This window comes from Collinsella sp. LCP19S3_A7 (assembly GCF_052121995.1).
GTDB lineage: Bacteria > Actinomycetota > Coriobacteriia > Coriobacteriales > Coriobacteriaceae > Collinsella.
The window spans coordinates 183,894-200,443 of record NZ_JBQKDE010000001.1 but is presented as its reverse complement, the minus strand read 5'-3'; the positions used below and the strand labels follow the sequence as shown (position 1 = coordinate 200,443).

At 60.3% G+C, this 16,550-nt stretch carries 7 protein-coding genes; 1 reads left to right on the top strand and 6 read right to left on the bottom strand.

Annotated features, from left to right (window positions below):
• Positions 1 to 4: 4 nt before the first annotated feature.
• The 6 genes from ACTQV3_RS00815 to ACTQV3_RS00790 all read right to left on the bottom strand — a co-directional run bounded on the left by ACTQV3_RS00815 (position 5) and on the right by ACTQV3_RS00790 (position 13,609).
• Positions 5 to 7,576 (bottom strand): DUF4430 domain-containing protein, encoded by a 7,572-nt coding sequence (locus tag ACTQV3_RS00815; protein WP_441535685.1) that lies wholly within the window; start codon positions 7,574 to 7,576, stop codon positions 5 to 7.
• Between the two features lie 585 nt (positions 7,577 to 8,161).
• Positions 8,162 to 9,925, bottom strand: a complete 1,764-nt coding sequence (locus ACTQV3_RS00810; RefSeq protein ID WP_441535684.1) for an ABC1 kinase family protein — start codon at positions 9,923 to 9,925, stop codon at positions 8,162 to 8,164.
• An 8-nt stretch (positions 9,926 to 9,933) separates the two neighbouring features.
• Positions 9,934 to 10,344 carry a hypothetical protein gene (locus tag ACTQV3_RS00805; RefSeq protein WP_229770640.1) on the bottom strand — a complete coding sequence of 137 codons (411 nt, stop codon included), beginning with the start codon at positions 10,342 to 10,344 and terminating at the stop codon, positions 9,934 to 9,936.
• A 153-nt stretch (positions 10,345 to 10,497) separates the two neighbouring features.
• The gene (locus ACTQV3_RS00800) at positions 10,498 to 12,021 is read right to left on the bottom strand and encodes a C69 family dipeptidase (protein ID WP_441067481.1); all 1,524 of its coding nucleotides are present in this window, start codon (positions 12,019 to 12,021) and stop codon (positions 10,498 to 10,500) included.
• A 98-nt stretch (positions 12,022 to 12,119) separates the two neighbouring features.
• A complete protein-coding gene (locus tag ACTQV3_RS00795) occupies positions 12,120 to 12,974 on the bottom strand; it encodes a bifunctional 5,10-methylenetetrahydrofolate dehydrogenase/5,10-methenyltetrahydrofolate cyclohydrolase (RefSeq protein ID WP_441535683.1) in 855 nt (284 codons plus the stop codon).
• Positions 12,975 to 12,976: 2 nt separating this feature from the next.
• Complete coding sequence (locus ACTQV3_RS00790; RefSeq protein ID WP_441067485.1) at positions 12,977 to 13,609, bottom strand: cyclodeaminase/cyclohydrolase family protein; 633 nt, start codon at positions 13,607 to 13,609, stop codon at positions 12,977 to 12,979.
• A gap of 467 nt (positions 13,610 to 14,076) precedes the next feature.
• Here ACTQV3_RS00790 and ACTQV3_RS00785 point away from each other — a divergent pair, with 467 nt between their 5' ends.
• Positions 14,077 to 16,530, top strand: a complete 2,454-nt coding sequence (locus ACTQV3_RS00785; RefSeq protein ID WP_441067487.1) for a phosphatidylinositol-specific phospholipase C — start codon at positions 14,077 to 14,079, stop codon at positions 16,528 to 16,530.
• Positions 16,531 to 16,550 lie beyond the last annotated feature (20 nt).

Sequence of the window (16,550 nt, the reverse complement as noted above, 5' to 3'; positions counted from 1 at the left end):
TCACCTACCGACGCTTGGTAAACACGAACACGCCAATGACCGCAAGCCCGATCACGCCGGCCGCTACGCCGACAATGGCGAGCGGGTTGAAGCCAGACTCCTGTGCCGGAGCCTCAGCGGACTTCCTGGTGGTAGTCGTGGCAGCCGAGCCCGTATCGGACTTGTCGTCCTTCTTGTCGGACTTGTCGGAATCCTTCTTGGGATCCTTGCCGTCCTTGGTCTCGGTCATGGTCGTGGTGGACACCGGCTTCTGACCCGGAGCAACAGCACCGCCAGCCTGCTGGCCGTTTGTGCCGTTACCGGAACCAGAACCAGCATTACCCGAGCCGCCATTGCCGCCGTTGGAGCCAGAGCCGCCGTTACCGCCAGGGGTAACGGCATTCTTGGTCCACTTGGCATACAGCGTCATATCAGCCGTCACCGCAGCGCTAAAGTCATACGCCTTGGTGCAGGCAGCATCGGTATACCAGCCACCAAAGGTGTAGCCCTCACGCGTCGGATCGGCCGGCTTGGCGACAGAGCCGTTGGCGGCCGTAGTCTGAAAATCGACCTTGGACCCCTCGCCGGCATTGAACGAAACCTTAACGCCAGCATTCAGCTTGAACAGCGCGCCAGAGTCGTTGATGTAGTACAAGTTGCCCTGGGCATCACAAGCGATTGGCGAGTCACAGTAGTTGTTGTGTCCTGCTGCACTAAACACACAAGAAGCCTCAGTGTCACCCAACTTGTAACGATATACGCCACCGCCCGAGGTGTAATTGCCTTGGGCAGTGGTCCCACCATAGTTGACGGTGAAATACACGTAGTAGGTCCCATCGGCCTGAGCACTCACCAGCGGAGCACCCTTGATGCCACCAGCAGGAAGCGCAGTGCCATCAGCAGACGAAACCAGCGTCGTGGCAAAGTCGTCGGCCGGATCAATAATCGCTAGCGCAGAGCCGCCAGCAACCTCGCCGCCAACAATCAGCTTGTTGCCATCATACGACGTAGGCGCACACGCGCAGCCGGTAAGGCCAAGGTCAACAACGCGCTCCTCGGTAATACGCGAAGCGGCATCCGCATCGCGTGAGTCGCCATCGGAAATCGCCAACATGTGCAGCTTGCCGTCGCGCGAGATGAGATAGGCATGGCTGCCGTCAGCCGAAAGCACGCAGGTGGAGTTGACAATCGCCCCAACCGAAACGCTGCCGAGCACATCGCCCGAAGACTTGCTGAGCATCTCGACGGTACCGGCACTGGTGGGAACCAAGACAAAGTCATCACCCACCGTAGCGCCTGTCCAGTAATAGCCCTCATTGGCATTGACATGCTGCCAGGAAACAGCACCTGTCAGCATATTAATGCGCGTCAGGTGGCCGTTGTTGTACGTACCCGATCCAAAATCGACATCAACGGTACCAACATAGAGATAGTTGCCATCAACCGTCATCTGAGAATTCGACTGGGCAACGTCGCTCACCGCATCGGTAATCCAAACTGTCGTAAGAGCATCGGCAGTCAGGGCCTGAACCGCACCGCCATTGAGCGGGACGACAACCAAACCGTTCGCATAAATCGGGCGCGAGGTATAACCGACCGCAGCCTTAAGTTTCGACTCGGCAAGGACCTTGCCCGACTCGGCGTCAATCTTTAGCAAACGCTTGTTGACGGCAAGATACACGTTGCCGTTCACGACAATAGGCTCGCTCGCGTTGGGATACGCCGAACCGGAATACGCCTTCCAATCGAACGTCCAGGAGCTCGCTAGCGCACCCGTAGGCGTCGAAACGTTCTCGACCGCCGCATTGGACTGGCCGTCCCAATCGGACTTCCAATCGGTCGGACGCGGGGCGCTCGGATCGACTACGACCTCGTCGGGATTAGGCACCGTGTCGCCGGCAGCATAGGCCCAGACGATCGTGTCGCCCGATTTGACAACGTAGTCGCTATCGAGTTGGGGTCCGGGAACACCGTTAACAAAGAACGACCAAGCGCCGGCCAACTTAGTGCCGTCAAGCGGAGAGACAAGGCTGTGAACGCCCCAGAAGCCCAGCTGATCGTACATCTCGGACTTGATGCCCAAAGCATCAAAGTAGGCGGCAGTGGCGTCCTTAATCGTCGTGCCCTCAACAAACACCTGCGTCGAAGGATCGGTCCAGCGCTGCGCCTTATCGTCCTTCTTGCCGATGATCTCCATCGAGACGGAGACCTGACCGGGCATGGCGCCATCGGAACCATAGACCCAGGTAACCTCGTCGCCGGCCTTAAGCGTGTAGTTGCCGGCGCCAACATTGGCCATCTTGCCGTTAACGAAGAACTGCCAGGACTTCCAGGTGCTTTCGTTAACCTGTACGGTCGAAAGCTTCACGCTCTTATTGAACGGAGAAGTCAGCGAATTGAGGAACCAACCATACGAACCGGTTTGAACGTCGGCGCCAATGCCGGCCTGCTTAAAGACCTGCTCGGAAAGATCGGCGGCAGTTGCGCCCTCTTCCACCAGTGCAGTCGTAGGCTGCGCCCACGTCTGCTGGGCACCCGAAGCGTCCTGACCGATAACGGTGCAGCTTACCGAAAGCTGGTCGGTGGGTGCAGCGTCACCGTACTTCGAGTAGCACCAGACGACGGAGTCGCCCGCCTCGAGGGAGTAGCTTCCAGCGCCCACCGATGCGGCGACACCGTTAATGAACAGCTGCCAATACGCGCCCGTCGCTGAATCGTACGCAAGAGTGCGGCCTGCATCGAAAGGCGACGCAATGGAGTTGAGCACCCAGCCCCAAGAGCCATTGGGGTCGTAGTCGGCCTTGAGACCGGCCTGCTTAAAGAGCTCTTCGGAAAGATCGGCGGCCGTCGAGCCATTCTTGAGCGTGTACTGCGTCGCGGCAGCCCACGTTTGCTGTTTGCCCTTGGCATCGACGCCGATAACTGTGCACGTCGCCGTAACCTCGAGATCGTTTAGACCGCTCGTGCCCACGACCGTCAACGTTGCCGAGACATCCTGGTTCGCAAGCTTGGCATACGTGGCATTGTCGGGATAGCGCTCAGCATAGCGAGCGAACTTCTCGCTCGTCAGGCGCGAGGAAACGACAACCTTCGTGTTGTACTGCGGCTGCGTGACCTTCAGGTTCTCTGCGGAGACAATAGAGCTGTTGCTCGACTTAAACAGACGCCAATCCTGCCCGGACATCGCGTCATAGCCAGGCAGATCGACCGGAACAATACCAGGGGACGTCGAATCGGTCGTTGCCTTGTTGTAGCTCCAGGCAAGGTTGCCGTCGGCATCGAGATACGCCTTCTGGAAGGCGTGCATGTCCGCCGAAACGGAATTGGCCTCCTGGCCATTCAGAATGGCGGCAGCATAGCCGGCCTTCGCCTTTTCCATAAGAGAAAGCTCGGCATCGAGCTCGTCCTGGTCCTGCGGGGCAATCGCAAAGTCGAGGGTCTTGCTTGCCGTGACTTCGGCGTTGGACTTATCGGTCACCGTAAGGGTGACTTTGGTCTTCGCTGCCTCGGCGCCAGGCAGCGGCTGATAGACCGTGCCCTTGTAACCGTTAAACGTGATGTCATCGGTGCTGGCAGAGTACTTGACCTCGTAATACTTGCCGTCGATATTGAGCGTGCTCGTGCGCGGCATCTGCAGGTCGGCGGTCAGGCCATCCTTGTTGGCGACCGCGTCAGTGCCGGAGTACTTGATGTTGTCGTAGGTAAAGGCCACATCGACCTTCTCCTGCAGTGCCTTCTTGTCGGCGGCGACCTTCTCGGGATCACCCTTGACGGTCACCGTGAAGTCGTGCGCGCCCTTAACGTCAGACGGGCCACCGCTTACAAACGAGACCGTCGCGGTCAGCGTAACCTCGCGATCGCTCGATGCGCGCGTCACCTTGCCGGTGTAGTCGCTCCAGCCATAGCCGGAAGGCCAAATGGCATCGCGGTCGGAGCTCTTCCATTCAACCTCGAACTTGCTCTTGGAGCCTGCGCGGTACGGAAGTGTGAGGTTGGACGTGACGGACTCAGCCGAATCGCCCGCGGCGTAACCGATGGCAACCTGCTCGGCGGCATCGTCGAGCATCTGCTGAACGCGGGCCTCGTCCCAAGCCACCTGAACCGTCTTGCCAGGCAGATAGTACTCGGTCTTACCGTCGCGCGACAGCTCAAACACCACGTCGGCGCTGCGCAGGCCGTCAATGTTATAGCCGGTGTAGTCGTTGGGGTCGATGTAGAAGAACGTGACATCGCCATTGGTCTTATCCTGGGCGTCGGAGATACCGACCGTAGCCTTGGCGTCCTCGGCCTTAAAGGCAACGCCGCCCTCGGAGACCTTGACGTCAACGTCGGTAAATCCCAGATCGGCAAGCTGCGCCTTCAGCGCGTCGTTAACGTTGCCGCCCTTAGCGCTGTAATCAACGGAGATCTGCTTATTGGCATCGTTGAGCTTTTGGACTGCAGCCTCGAGCGAGCCCGCGGCGATAACCTTGTTGGCAGAGACGAGCTCGACCGTCGAGTCGCCGCTCGTGGCGACGGCCTTCAGATACTTGCCCGCGGCAGAAGCCGAAACCGTTGCCGTGGCACCCGACATATCGGACAGCAGCGTCCAGTCGGCCGCCGGAGCCTTCGCGTCGTCGGCCGCATACCAGGCAACAGTCGCCTGACCGGTGACGTCGATACCGTTGGTGGCCGAACCGTCGGCGCGCTTAGCCTGCGCCGTCGCCTTGACGCTATCTCCCGAGACGAGATGGGTCGAATCGCTATTAATCTGCGGGTCGGCAATCACGCGCAGCAGGTTATACTCCCCCGCCGCCGTGACGTCATCGGAGGAAACCCACTCGACGGTATTGTCGAGTGCGCACGCCGTGAGCTTGATGCGCTTTCCGACGAGAGAATCGTTGAGCGTCAGCGCGCCGGTCTCGGCGTCAATGCCTTCGGTGAGTTCCGCCCAGTCCGAATCGCCCTCACCCTTGGCATACCAAGCGAGCGTGAGCTTAGCGTCCTCGGGCAGATCGGAATCGGACCAGCTCGAAGAACCAGGGATCTTCACGCGTGGAGTGAGCACTGAGCCGACGGAGAGCGTCGTCGAAGAAGCCTCGTTGGGCGCAACGGACTTGAGCTTGTACTGACCGGCAAGCGTCACGGGGCCAACGGGGTCGACGGACTGCGTACCGCCGTAGGTGCTCTTCTTCTCGGTGCTCTTCACCGAGTTCTTGCTCGTAACGATCACACGGATGTACTTGCCCACCATGTCGTTGGTCGGCGCATACGTCGCGGAGTCGGTCGCATCGGGAATGTTGACGAAGTGACTGTCGTAGGAGCTCTTGTCGTTGGAGCACTGCCACTGATAGTGGACCGTGTCCGTCGCGGAGACGTCAGTGTAGGAGTTGCCCTTGGTCGCCTTCGCGGTCAGAACGTTGCCTGCGGCAATCTGACCAGATGCCAACGCACCCTCAACCGTCACACCGTAAAGCTCAACAGAGCCGGCCTCGACAACGAGAACAGCACTCGACTCCTCGTCACCAAAACCGCCGTTAGCACATGCCCTGACATACTTACCAGCGTAGGACGCATCGGGTGTAAAGGTATTGATGGTCGCGCCATCGATCTTCGTCGTGCACGTCGTCGACGTGTCGCCGCAGTACCACGACCATGCAACGTGCTCGTTGGCGGTCACATCACCCGAAGCCGCATTAGCGGTCGCCGTGATGGCCTCGCCTACGCTGGCCTCGCCCGTCTTGTCGAGCTTAACGCTCGTGATGTTGACGGAGCCGGCAGCACCGATAAGGCTCGAGCCCTTGGTGATGTAGTCGCTGTTGCCAATCTTTGCGGTAATGTAGCAACGAACCGACTTGCCCTCGTAAGGCGCGAGCTTCAGAGTGCTGGACGTCGCGCCCTCGATATCGGTGTAGTCGCCGCCCTTTTTATCCGCAACCTGCCACTGATAGTTCAGCTTGGACGCATCGATGTACTCAGAGGCGCCCTTCTCTTTAGCGAGGGCTTGGACAGTATCGGCGGCGGTGTAGACGTAGGTTCCCGAGATCGAGCCCACGGGGGCCAGAATGGCGGAGTAGATGACCACAGCACCGGCCTGTTTGAAGGGACCCACGCCATAGCCGGCCGACCAGTTGCCGAACGAGACATCGTTCGCGCCCGCGTTCGCAGACACTGAGACATAGTAGCCCTCAAGGTCGTCAGTCACGGTAAGCGTGGGATCGAACTCTCCCTCGATGGTCTCCCACTTTGTGGAGCTGTTTGGGGCCGCAGCGCCCTTGTATTTCTTCCAGGTGTAGGTGACCTTAGAGTTATCGACGTAGGTGGGGCTGTAGCTCAAGCCTGTGTACGCCTTAGCCGTGAGGGTCGCGCCGATCTCCGTGGAGGAAGCGGAGAGCTCGACGCCTGCGAGCTTGACCGCGCCGGCCTTGAGCACGGCATCGGAGGTCGTCGCATCGACGTCATTGACGCCCGCGTTGGCAGCCACCTTGAGATACTTGCCGGCGAGGTCCTCGGGCACCGTAAAGGTCGCCGACGTTGCGCCTTCGATCTTGGTCCAACCAGAGGATTTATTCGTCGACTCGTACCAGGCGTAGGTCACCTTGGTATCGCTCGCGGCGGGCGTGTTGTACGCAGTGTACGGCGTAGCGGTCAGAGTGTCGCCAACGGCGGGAGACGAGCTACTCAGCTTGACGGAGTAGAGGTTTGCCTGCCCGGCACCCAGCACGGGGCCAGGAATGTCCTTGGCGTTAATGCCCGAGCCGTACGGAACCGAGGGCCCGTAGTAGTCCTTGCCATCCACCGTCACCTTGCAGATGAAGTACTTGCCCTCCATGGCGCCGGTAACTTTGAGCGACTGTTCGTGGCCTACGACCTCAGTGTAATCGGCAACATCACTAGCCTTGACCGTGTCGGCGAGCCAAGTGTAGGTCCAGGTGCTGGAGTTGGCGACGGAGTGAGTTTCGGTGATGGGGTCACCCCAATAGTCCTCGGTATCCACCTCGTCGTACATGTTTGCCCAAAGCGTCTCGCCAGCCTTGAGCGCGCCCCGCTTCGTGGAATCCGAATCGTCCTTATCCTTGGAATCCTGAATGTAGACCTTGGCCTCGCTCGAAAGCGTCGTGGCGGAAGCGGCAGCGGCCTTCGGCTCGCCCTGCTCCGAAGCGACAGCAGGCATCGCGGTGGAACTGTCGGAATCAGCCGCATCACCTGCGGTGTCAACGCCCTTCGCGGCGCCCGAAACCGCACCCTGATCGGCAGCAGCGTCACTGGTACCCGTGCCGTCCTCCACGGCAGCACCGTTCGCACCGGTATCGGCAGCAGTGCCATCGTCGGCCGCCGCGCCCTCGCCGGCCGTCGCAGCCTGAGCCACAGACTCGGCAATGCCCTCGGCGCCCTCGGCCCAAAGTTGCGCCGGCGTGGTGCCAAAAGCCATGGCAAAAGCCAGGAACGCCACCAGACCGCGCTTGGCTATGCCGCGGGCAATCGCTCCATGACGACGCCACGAGGCGCGCTGGCACTCGTCCTCAAACATATCCATTTGTCTCCTATTATCTAAACTTGGAACATTGCCCAGCGGCTGCCCCACGTCATCGCGCACATTGCGCTCGAGTACCCCCATCGGGGTCCCCCTTCCCTCCAGAGCCCAACGCGTACCGGCGGCATGCGCCGCGGCCGCGTGCAAGATGGGAGGCGATCCGACTTAACCTTACCGACCCGGGCGCGCCGTCCGATCTGCGACGCGACCATCCCGAGCCAAGAGGAATTACGGTTACTGGTACAGCCGGGGACTTGCACCCCGATTCTCCCAAACACGCAGGAAAACCGCGCATTCGTGCGTCTCCGCACCACCATCTAGGCCATCGATTATTACTGTCAATATGGTAGCACGCAAAAGGGCCCCGCACGCAGGCGAAGCCCAAGGTAAAAGCTATGGTTTGCGATAGGAAAGACTGTCGTCGGACCTTGCAAGAACAGCCCGTTTCAAAACTATGCCGGTTTACGGGGCTAATTCAGCACTTCGCAACCATATCTGCCATTTTCGAAAACCAACGACTCATCTACCTGCGGTTTTAAAAGCGCGAATTTCGGTATGCTCGAGGTTCGGCGCTCCAGCCCCGTAAACCGGCATAGTTTTGTTCGGACCAGCCCACGCCGGCGCGACGCAAGGCAAAATGATCCGTTTTCCTCCGTCCCCCAGGGGCCATTAACGCTTGCCGCCGTGACTGTTGCGCCAGATCTCGCGGCCCAGCATCAGCGCCAGCACCAGCGCACTCACGTAGCCCATAAAGCCAATGACCGGAATACCGAACACAACCGGCTCGATGCGCGCGTAGTACACAACCGACGAGCCGATAAACAGGCCGGCGATCACAATTGCCATCGACATGCGGTCGATAATTCCACCCAGCTGTCGCAGCGCCTTATCGCTGCTCATGATCTGTGTGTTCACCTTAAGCTGGCCGCGCGTGAGCATGCGCGACGCCAAGCCCAGATACTCGGCCGCCTCGAGCGAGCCTTTTGCCGCGCGATAGCTGCTCGCGGCAAGATCGTGCCCCATTTCGCGGACGCGCGCATAGGTGCTCTTCTCGTTTTTGATGTGCGTCTGGATGATCTGGATCATGTTGACATCGGGCATATACTCGGTCAGCAGACCCTCGAGCGTCACCATGCCACGGGCGAACATCGTCACCACGCTCGGCAGTTCAACGTCGTTTTTGCGCGCCAGATTTAACAGCGAGGTCAAAAACTCGCCGATATCCAGGTCCTTAAGATCGAGCCCTGCAAAGTCGGCGACGATAAAGTCCAAGTCGGACAAAAAGGCCGAATGGTCGAGCTCGGCAGAATCGCCGCGCGTCACGGCAAAGCGCATAAGCGAATCCTTGAGCTTGGGCACGTCGCCCTCGGCCACGGCAAAGATCATGTCCTTGACGATACCGCGGTCGTGACTCGACATGCGCCCGACCATGCCCAGGTCGATAAAGTAGACGATGCCGTCCTTGAGGATGATGTTTCCCGCATGCGGGTCGGCATGGAAAAAGCCGTCGTCGAGCACCTGCGTCGAGTAGTCCTCGACAATCGCGGCGCCAATCTTTTCCAAGTCATAACCCTCGGCCACCAGGCGCTCGGGATCGGCAATAGAGATGCCGTCAATGTAGTCCATGACCACGACGTGTTCGGTACAAAGGTCCAAGTAGGATTTGGGACACGAGACGCCATGCACGCTTTTGTGGAAGTCATAGAAATCGTTGAGGTTTTTGGCCTCGGCCAAAAAGTTGGTCTCCTCGCGAAACGAGGTCCACAGCTCTTCGACCACGCCATGCAGGTCCACAAACTGATCAGTGTTGACGAACTTGGAAACGATGCGTACCACCGAGCGAATGATGTCGATGTCCTGAGCCATCACCTGCTGCGCGCCGGGGCGCTGCACCTTAACGGCCACGTCCTCGCCAGTCACCAGACGGGCGCGGTGCACCTGCGCGAGCGACGCGCTACCGAGCGGGTTGGGGTCAATCGCGTCGAATATCTGCCCCAGGCGCTGGCCGTATTCCTCTTCCAAACAGCGGAGCACCACCTCATACGGCACCGGCTCTACGTCGGAGCGCAGACGGCGCAGCTCGTCGCAAAACCGCTGCGGCAAAATCTCGGAGCGGTTGGCCAGAATCTGCCCCATCTTAACGAACATGGGGCCGAGCTCTTCGAGCAGACGACGCAGGCGCACCGGCGTAAGGTTGTCCCACACGCGATACTTTTTGATCAGGCGAACGATCTGCCCAATGCGCTCACGACGACCTGCCGGCGTGAGCTGGTATTCCTCGTCCGGCGCCATCGCGTCGGGCTCCTCAGGGACCATATCGACAGCGCGCGGCTTCTTGCGAGCGCCCGAGACGGCGGCCTCGACCTCGTCGACAACCGCCGCCTCGTCACCCAAGGGATCTTGATTGTTGTAATCGGTGGTGGAATCTGCCATCTGCGCTGCTACTCGGCCTCTTCGGCGTCCTCTGCGTCGTCGGGCTCAACGGACTCGACGGGCACCGAGGTCACGTTGTCCTCGACCGAATCGACGATGTCGCGCACATGGGCCAAAAAGGCCGTGCGCTCGGGGGCGGTCATGACGCGCACGCGGGCGAGGATGAGCTCGTCGAGCACGCGCTGGGCCGCAGTCTCGCCCTGCATGCCCAGGCGCTCGGTAAGGTCGGAGATGGTGCCGCCGGCCTGTTCGAACATGTCGGACACGCTGCGGGCGATATCGGGGGTGCCGGCGTCCTTGCGCACCTGCTCGCCCTTGGCATTGAGGTCGTCGAGGACCTTCTTGCCGCCCTCGACGGCAACGGCGGCGGCGCCGAAGCCCACGTTGATGGCACCGTTAACAAGCTGATCGAATTTCATAACCATGGTTGGCTCCAATCGTGAACAACTTCATTGGCCTACTTGTACCCAAGATTGGGCAAACGACACAAAATCGTTTGTCACCGGGATAGAAATCGAGCGAGGCAAAGCCTTTGACGGCGTTTGCCCCGCTCGCTCGCTGCAATGTGGCTTTTACCTAATGTTATCGTTCATCGCGAAGGAATTCTTCATGGCACAGCTCGTGGTGTAGAGCACCTTGCCCAACAGGGCATCGGTCTCCACGCGCACAAGCTCGGCAAAGGCCTCGTTGGCGCGGGCGAGCTCGGCGGGCACCTCGGCCTCGGGCAGTACGGCTACAACGGCGTCAACGTCGTGGATCTGCTTGTGGCCCATGCCGCCGACCTTCTCCTGATAATCCTCGACCGCGCGACCGCACTCATGGAAGCGAACATCGGCCAAGGCGCCAATCAGGCGATTTGCCCAATAGAAATTCTCGGACGTCACGCGAGCCTGCGTGTCGGCATAGTACTCGGGCATGGTCTCGACATTGGCGTACAGCGGCACAAGCGCGTTAAACGAGTTGGAGCCAAACGCCATCCACTGCACGGCGCGATACGCCGGCTGCGCATAGGGGCGCAGCTGCAGCACGGCGAGCTGGCTGTTGCGGTTGATGCCGATGGGACGATAGGCGCCGCGCGTGGCGGGCGTGCCCTTGCTGCCGTAGCAGTCGTACTCCGTGCCCTGGTAGTGGCTCGAAAGCACGTACTTGATGTCCTCGAGGGTCACCTTGCGCTCGGGCACGCGACTCCAGGGAATGTCGTCGCTCTCGGGCGTGTAGTCGGCGTCGGGACCGTCCCACACATCGCTGGGGTTGAGGCAGCGCTGCATGTACCAGGCGCGCGGCGTGTTGTAGACGTGGTCGCTGTCGCTGTGCGAGCCAAAGGCCTCGCGCGGGTTAAAGACCGCGGCGGGACCGTCGCCCTTAACGCCCAACGTCAGGTCCAGATGCCACTCGGCCATCCAGGTGCGTAGGTCGGCCGAGCACATGTGGTCGACCTGCGCGCCCTCGGCGTCGTCCAAGTCAAAGCTGTCGATACCCAGCTGGTTGGGCATGGTCACATAGGCGTCGTCGGGCACACGCTTGGCGATCCAGTGGTGGCCGCCGATGGTCTCGAGCCACCAGATCTCGTCAACGTCACTAAAGGCGATGCCGTTGTTCTCGTAGGTGCCGTAGCGCTCGAGCAGGTCGCCCAGAATGCGCACACCGTCGCGGGCGGACTTGGCGTATGGCAGCACCAGGGTCACCATATCCTCCTCGCCCAAACCGCCGGGCTGCGCCGGCACATAGCCGTCCTCGCCCTCGTTACCCTTGGCGGGCACGTAGTCCACGAGCGGATCGGCGCCGCGGACGCGCTCGTTGGTGGTGAGCGTCTCGGTTGCGGACATGCCAACATTGAGCTCGTTGAAACCGGCCTCGGCCCAAATGCCATGACCCGGGACAACGTCGGGGACGCTTGTGTAACGCATGGGATTGTCGGGCAGCTCAACGGTCAGGTGGCTCAGGACACTCGTGTAGACACGCGGCTGCTCGTCGGGATGCACTACGCGCATGCGCTTGGGCTCAAATACCCCATTGGGCGAGTCCTCGTTGCGGGCAACCAGCGTCGACCCGTCATAGCTCGCGTTCTTACCGACCAAAATCGTTGTGCACGGCATGCGCATCCTCCTTGAGCGAAAAAATCAAACGGCAACAGTGTATCGCTTCGATGCAAAAAGGGCGAAACCACAGCCTCGGCAGCCCCGTGGTCAAAAGCCTATTTCGATGCGCGCTCGGCCGCTTCGATCACGTGTTTGGCGAGAATCGCGGTGGTCACAGCCCCCACGCCGCCCGGCACGGGCGTGATGGCGCTAACGATCGGCTCCGCAGCATCAAAATCGACGTCCCCGACCAGCTTGCCAGCGGCCTCGTCCCAGTTAATGCCCACATCGATGATCGTCTGGCCCTCGCGAACCGCATCCGCGCCAATCGTGCGCGCGCGTCCAACGGCCGCAACCACAACATCAGCCGCACGACACTCGGCAGCAAGGTCGCGCGTATGCGTATGGCACGTCGTCACCGTGGCATTGCGAGCCGTAAGCATGGCGGCAACGGGACGGCCAATCACCAGAGACCGACCGACGACCGCGACCTTGGCCCCATCCAGCTCAACACCGTAATGGTCCAGCAACGCCAACACGGCCTCAGCCGTGCAGGGAGCAAAGCCCTCGCCTCGCCCCGAAAGCGTGGTAAGCAGCGAGGCCGGCGTCATGGAGTCGACATCCTTGGCGGGATCAAGTGCCGCGGCAACCGCATCCTCGTCAAGCCCAGCGGGCAGCGGGCGAAACACTAGGCAGCCATGAACGGCGGGGTTGGCATTGATGTCCTTAATAGCCGCCAGCAGCTCATCCTGCGAAGCATCGGCAGGAAGCAAAACGCGGCAAGCATCGATGCCAGCCTTTTCGCAGCGCTTGAGGGCGCCGCGCTCGTACGATAGATTGTCCTCGCGCTCGCCCACACGAACGATGGCCAGCGTCGGCACAACGCCGCGTTCGCGCAAAGCAACGCAGCGAGCGGCAAGTTCCTCGGTCAAAGTACGGGCAACGGGAGCGCCTTTGAGCAGCTCTGCCATGGCTATCCCCTCTTCCTGGCTGCGTCGGCGGCACGGCGCGCCAGCGCATCGGCACGCGGCAGCCACGTATCCAGCAGCTCATCGCACGCCGCCTCGAGCTCCTCGGCGCGCGCCCGGTCTTTCATAGACGTGGTATTGGCAAAGAGCGTCAGACTCGCGCCCTGCATGGCGGCGCGGCAGAACACGGCGCCACAAGCCACGTCGGACAGCAGCTGGCGCGACCCCTTATCCGCCATGTCCTCGAGCAGCGCCAGCGCGCGCCCACAGGCATCCATAATGCGATACGGTGGCATAGCCGCCACGTGCAGCGCATCCTGAATCGCAGCCGGTCGAGCCGGATCCTCGCGCGAAATACCGTACGCCGCGGACACCTGCCCGTAGGCACGAACATCCTCGGCGACCAGACCCACAAGTTCCTGCGCCAACTCATCCGCCTGGGCAAACGCGTGCGCCAAATCGTCCGCTCGATCGGCAAGCGCGGGATTGGTCGCACCGTAGCGGGCAACCATCCCGCAAAGTGAGGCTCCCAGCGCGCCCACAAAGGCGCTCGCGCTGCCACCGCCGGGAACCGGCTCGCGCGCGGCAAGTGCCTCGGCAAATCCGCGACAGGTTTTATCCATCATCTCTTGGCTCATACGCACGCACCTTCAAGTCATATAGATCGGTCGGGCGGCAACCGCCGGCCAACTGTATCGATCAAGTAATGGTGCTAAGTCTAGCCCATAAGCACATGAGCGTCAGCGCATCTGGCCATCGCGGATTTCTATGACACACGATAGGCGTCGGCACCGCAAGCATGGGACACATGGCCCAGCCGAGCGAGCCGCCCGCGCGTACAGTAAAGGCAGGTAATCCATGGGCGGTTACAGATCGAGGAGACACGACCATAAAAAACTTTCTTATGCCGGTAGCCGACGAACGCGAGGATGCCGGATGCCGGAACCACCCCAAATGTGGCAACAGTACGAAAACGGCAAGCACCCCAACACGTCCGCCCGCCGATTTATTGCGCCGCGCAGACAATTAAACCGGCTTCTTTAAACGTCTGGGCAGTATAGTGACCACAACGAGCGCGCAGCCGCACCCTGCGAATGGAGGAGTTATGACCAAACATCACGCCATCAGTCGCCGAGCGTTTACGCTGGGCCTTGGACTTGCAGCGTTGTCGCCTCTGGCAAGCCTGCCCGAAACCGCCATGCTGGGCATTAGTCCGCGGACAGCCTTTGCGGACGGCACGGCCGATCCAGCGGCCAGCCTCGACAATTTCGTCATTCGCCTTCGCCCCGCGGGCTATTTTCGCACCGCGAGCGTCAACGAAGACGGCAACGTCATCGGCAACGTCTGCCACCTATTTAATGACGGCACGTCCAGCAAGCTCATCCTTGAGCACGTAGCGACCGATACAGATAATACAAAATGGTATGCCATCCGCACCCTGCTCAATTTCGAAGAGCACAAGAAGACGGGCTACAGCATTTGGTCGGTCGATGGCGACTCGGACGAAGATGGAAAGGTCATCCACGTATGGAGTGGCGAGCATGACGACAAGCCCAGCCGCTCTTTTGCGTTCGACCGCCAGCAAGACGGAACCTACATCATCCGAGACCGCACAAACGAGGACAAAGACTTTAATTACCTGGCCATAGAAAAGGACGGCAAAGACCAAGACGACAACAAGATCTGCCACAAGAGGACGAGCATTCCGTGGGAACTCGAACTTGTCGGTTACGACATGGGCGAGACCAATGCCACAGTTAGCAGCATCGACTGGACCACGTATAGCAGCTACATCGACGGACCATGTTGGATGAGCCACGTCGACGACAACAAGTACCTCGACGAGCTGAGCATCCCGGGAACTCACGATTCGAGTACCTGCAGCGTCGACAACGACACCGAGCCCCAAACCTCGCTTGTAAAGTGCCAGCAGGATTACATACCCACGCAGTTGCTCGAAGGCATTCGCTATTTTGATATCCGACTTGGAGGGAACAACGAGCACGACGACCCCGGAATCGTCCATGGAAGAGGCTACCTGTTCAAAAAAGACGGGCACTATATGCAGCTCTCCGATGTCATCGGTTACTTCAAAACATTTTTGAACGAACACTCGTCAGAAGCGCTCATCATGCTTGTGTCACGAGGCAACAACGAAGCCACCGACGAAAGTGCTACGACGGCTTTCGCCAAGGTTATGGACGATAATCCCAATCTGTTCTACACGTCGAGCCACGTTCCCACACTGGGCGAGGCGCGCGGAAAGATCGTCCTGCTGCGTCGATTTGGACTCGCCGGCAGCAGCGCAAACGGCCGCACGTGGGGCCTCGACCTCACCGAATGGGACAAAAAAATCGCAGCACACTCAGACAGCTCCTCTATGTGTCTCGTCAAAGACGCGCAGGGCTTTGAGACTACGGGCAATGCGGGCAACATAGAGCCCTATTGCACAAAGGTATATGCCCAAGACCATTACAGCTGCACGGGATCCAGTAAGATAGCATGGGTCGATAGCGCCCTGAAGGCAGCGTCCGAACTCGAGCGCAAGACTGTAGATATCACTGCCGCGGATGGAACAACGATGCAGGCAACGGAGCGCTGCTGGTCTATCAACTACACCAGCTGCACGCAAAACAACCCTTTTACCGCAGCGCGAGTGGTCAACGAGCATCTGTACAAGAGCCCGTACATCAATCCCGACGGCACCGAGGATACAGAGCCAGATTACCTCAAGCACATTGGCATCATCGCATCCGACTTTGTTGATGCAGCGCTGGCCCGGAGCATCTATCAGCGCAATTACGATACGGAGCACAAGCAGACGGCTTCGTACCACCTCCCGACCCGCATGCGCATGACGTACGGCGACTCGCTGAGCGATGCCTCGCTCCAGGATGGCAAGACCGCTGGCGAGGGCTATTTCCGCCTCGTCGACAGCAGCAACGTACTCAACGTGGCGGCTTCGGGCCATGTGTTTGAAATCGTATATGTGGATGTCGACGCCTTGGGCAACAAGACCGTTACGGCGCTGCGGGGCTCCGTGCCCATCGATATCGATCCGCGCGCGTTGACACCCCATTTTAAGGGGCTCGAGGGCCTTAAGGCCGGCGAGGACGTGCGCGCCAAGATTACGGCATCACTCGAGGGCAAGCTCGAAAACGATGCCTGCACCGCCCAACTCGAGTTTATGCACGATGCAAACGGCGCTCCGGGAACGGCGATGGCCGAGGGTGAGGCATTTGCCGCGGGAACGTACTGGGTGCGTGCGAAAAAAGACCTGTTGGGCGACGCGGCGCAGAACTACACGCTCGCCAGCGACGGAGCCGCAAGCTTTACCGTAGCGGCCTCGGACAGTGCAGGCGGCGCCGGCGCCAACGCGGGCAGCGCGAACAAGAACGGTAAGGGCAACAAGGGCAAGGGCTCGGGCGGAAAGCTCGCCGACACGGGCGACGGCTCTGGCATTGCCGCCGGGCTCGCTGCCGCCGCCATAGCTACAACGGTCGCCGGCGCAGCAATGCTTGTCAACGACCGCGAAGACAGCGAAGGCGCTAGCGAATAGGCAAGCCGACCGTTTGGACA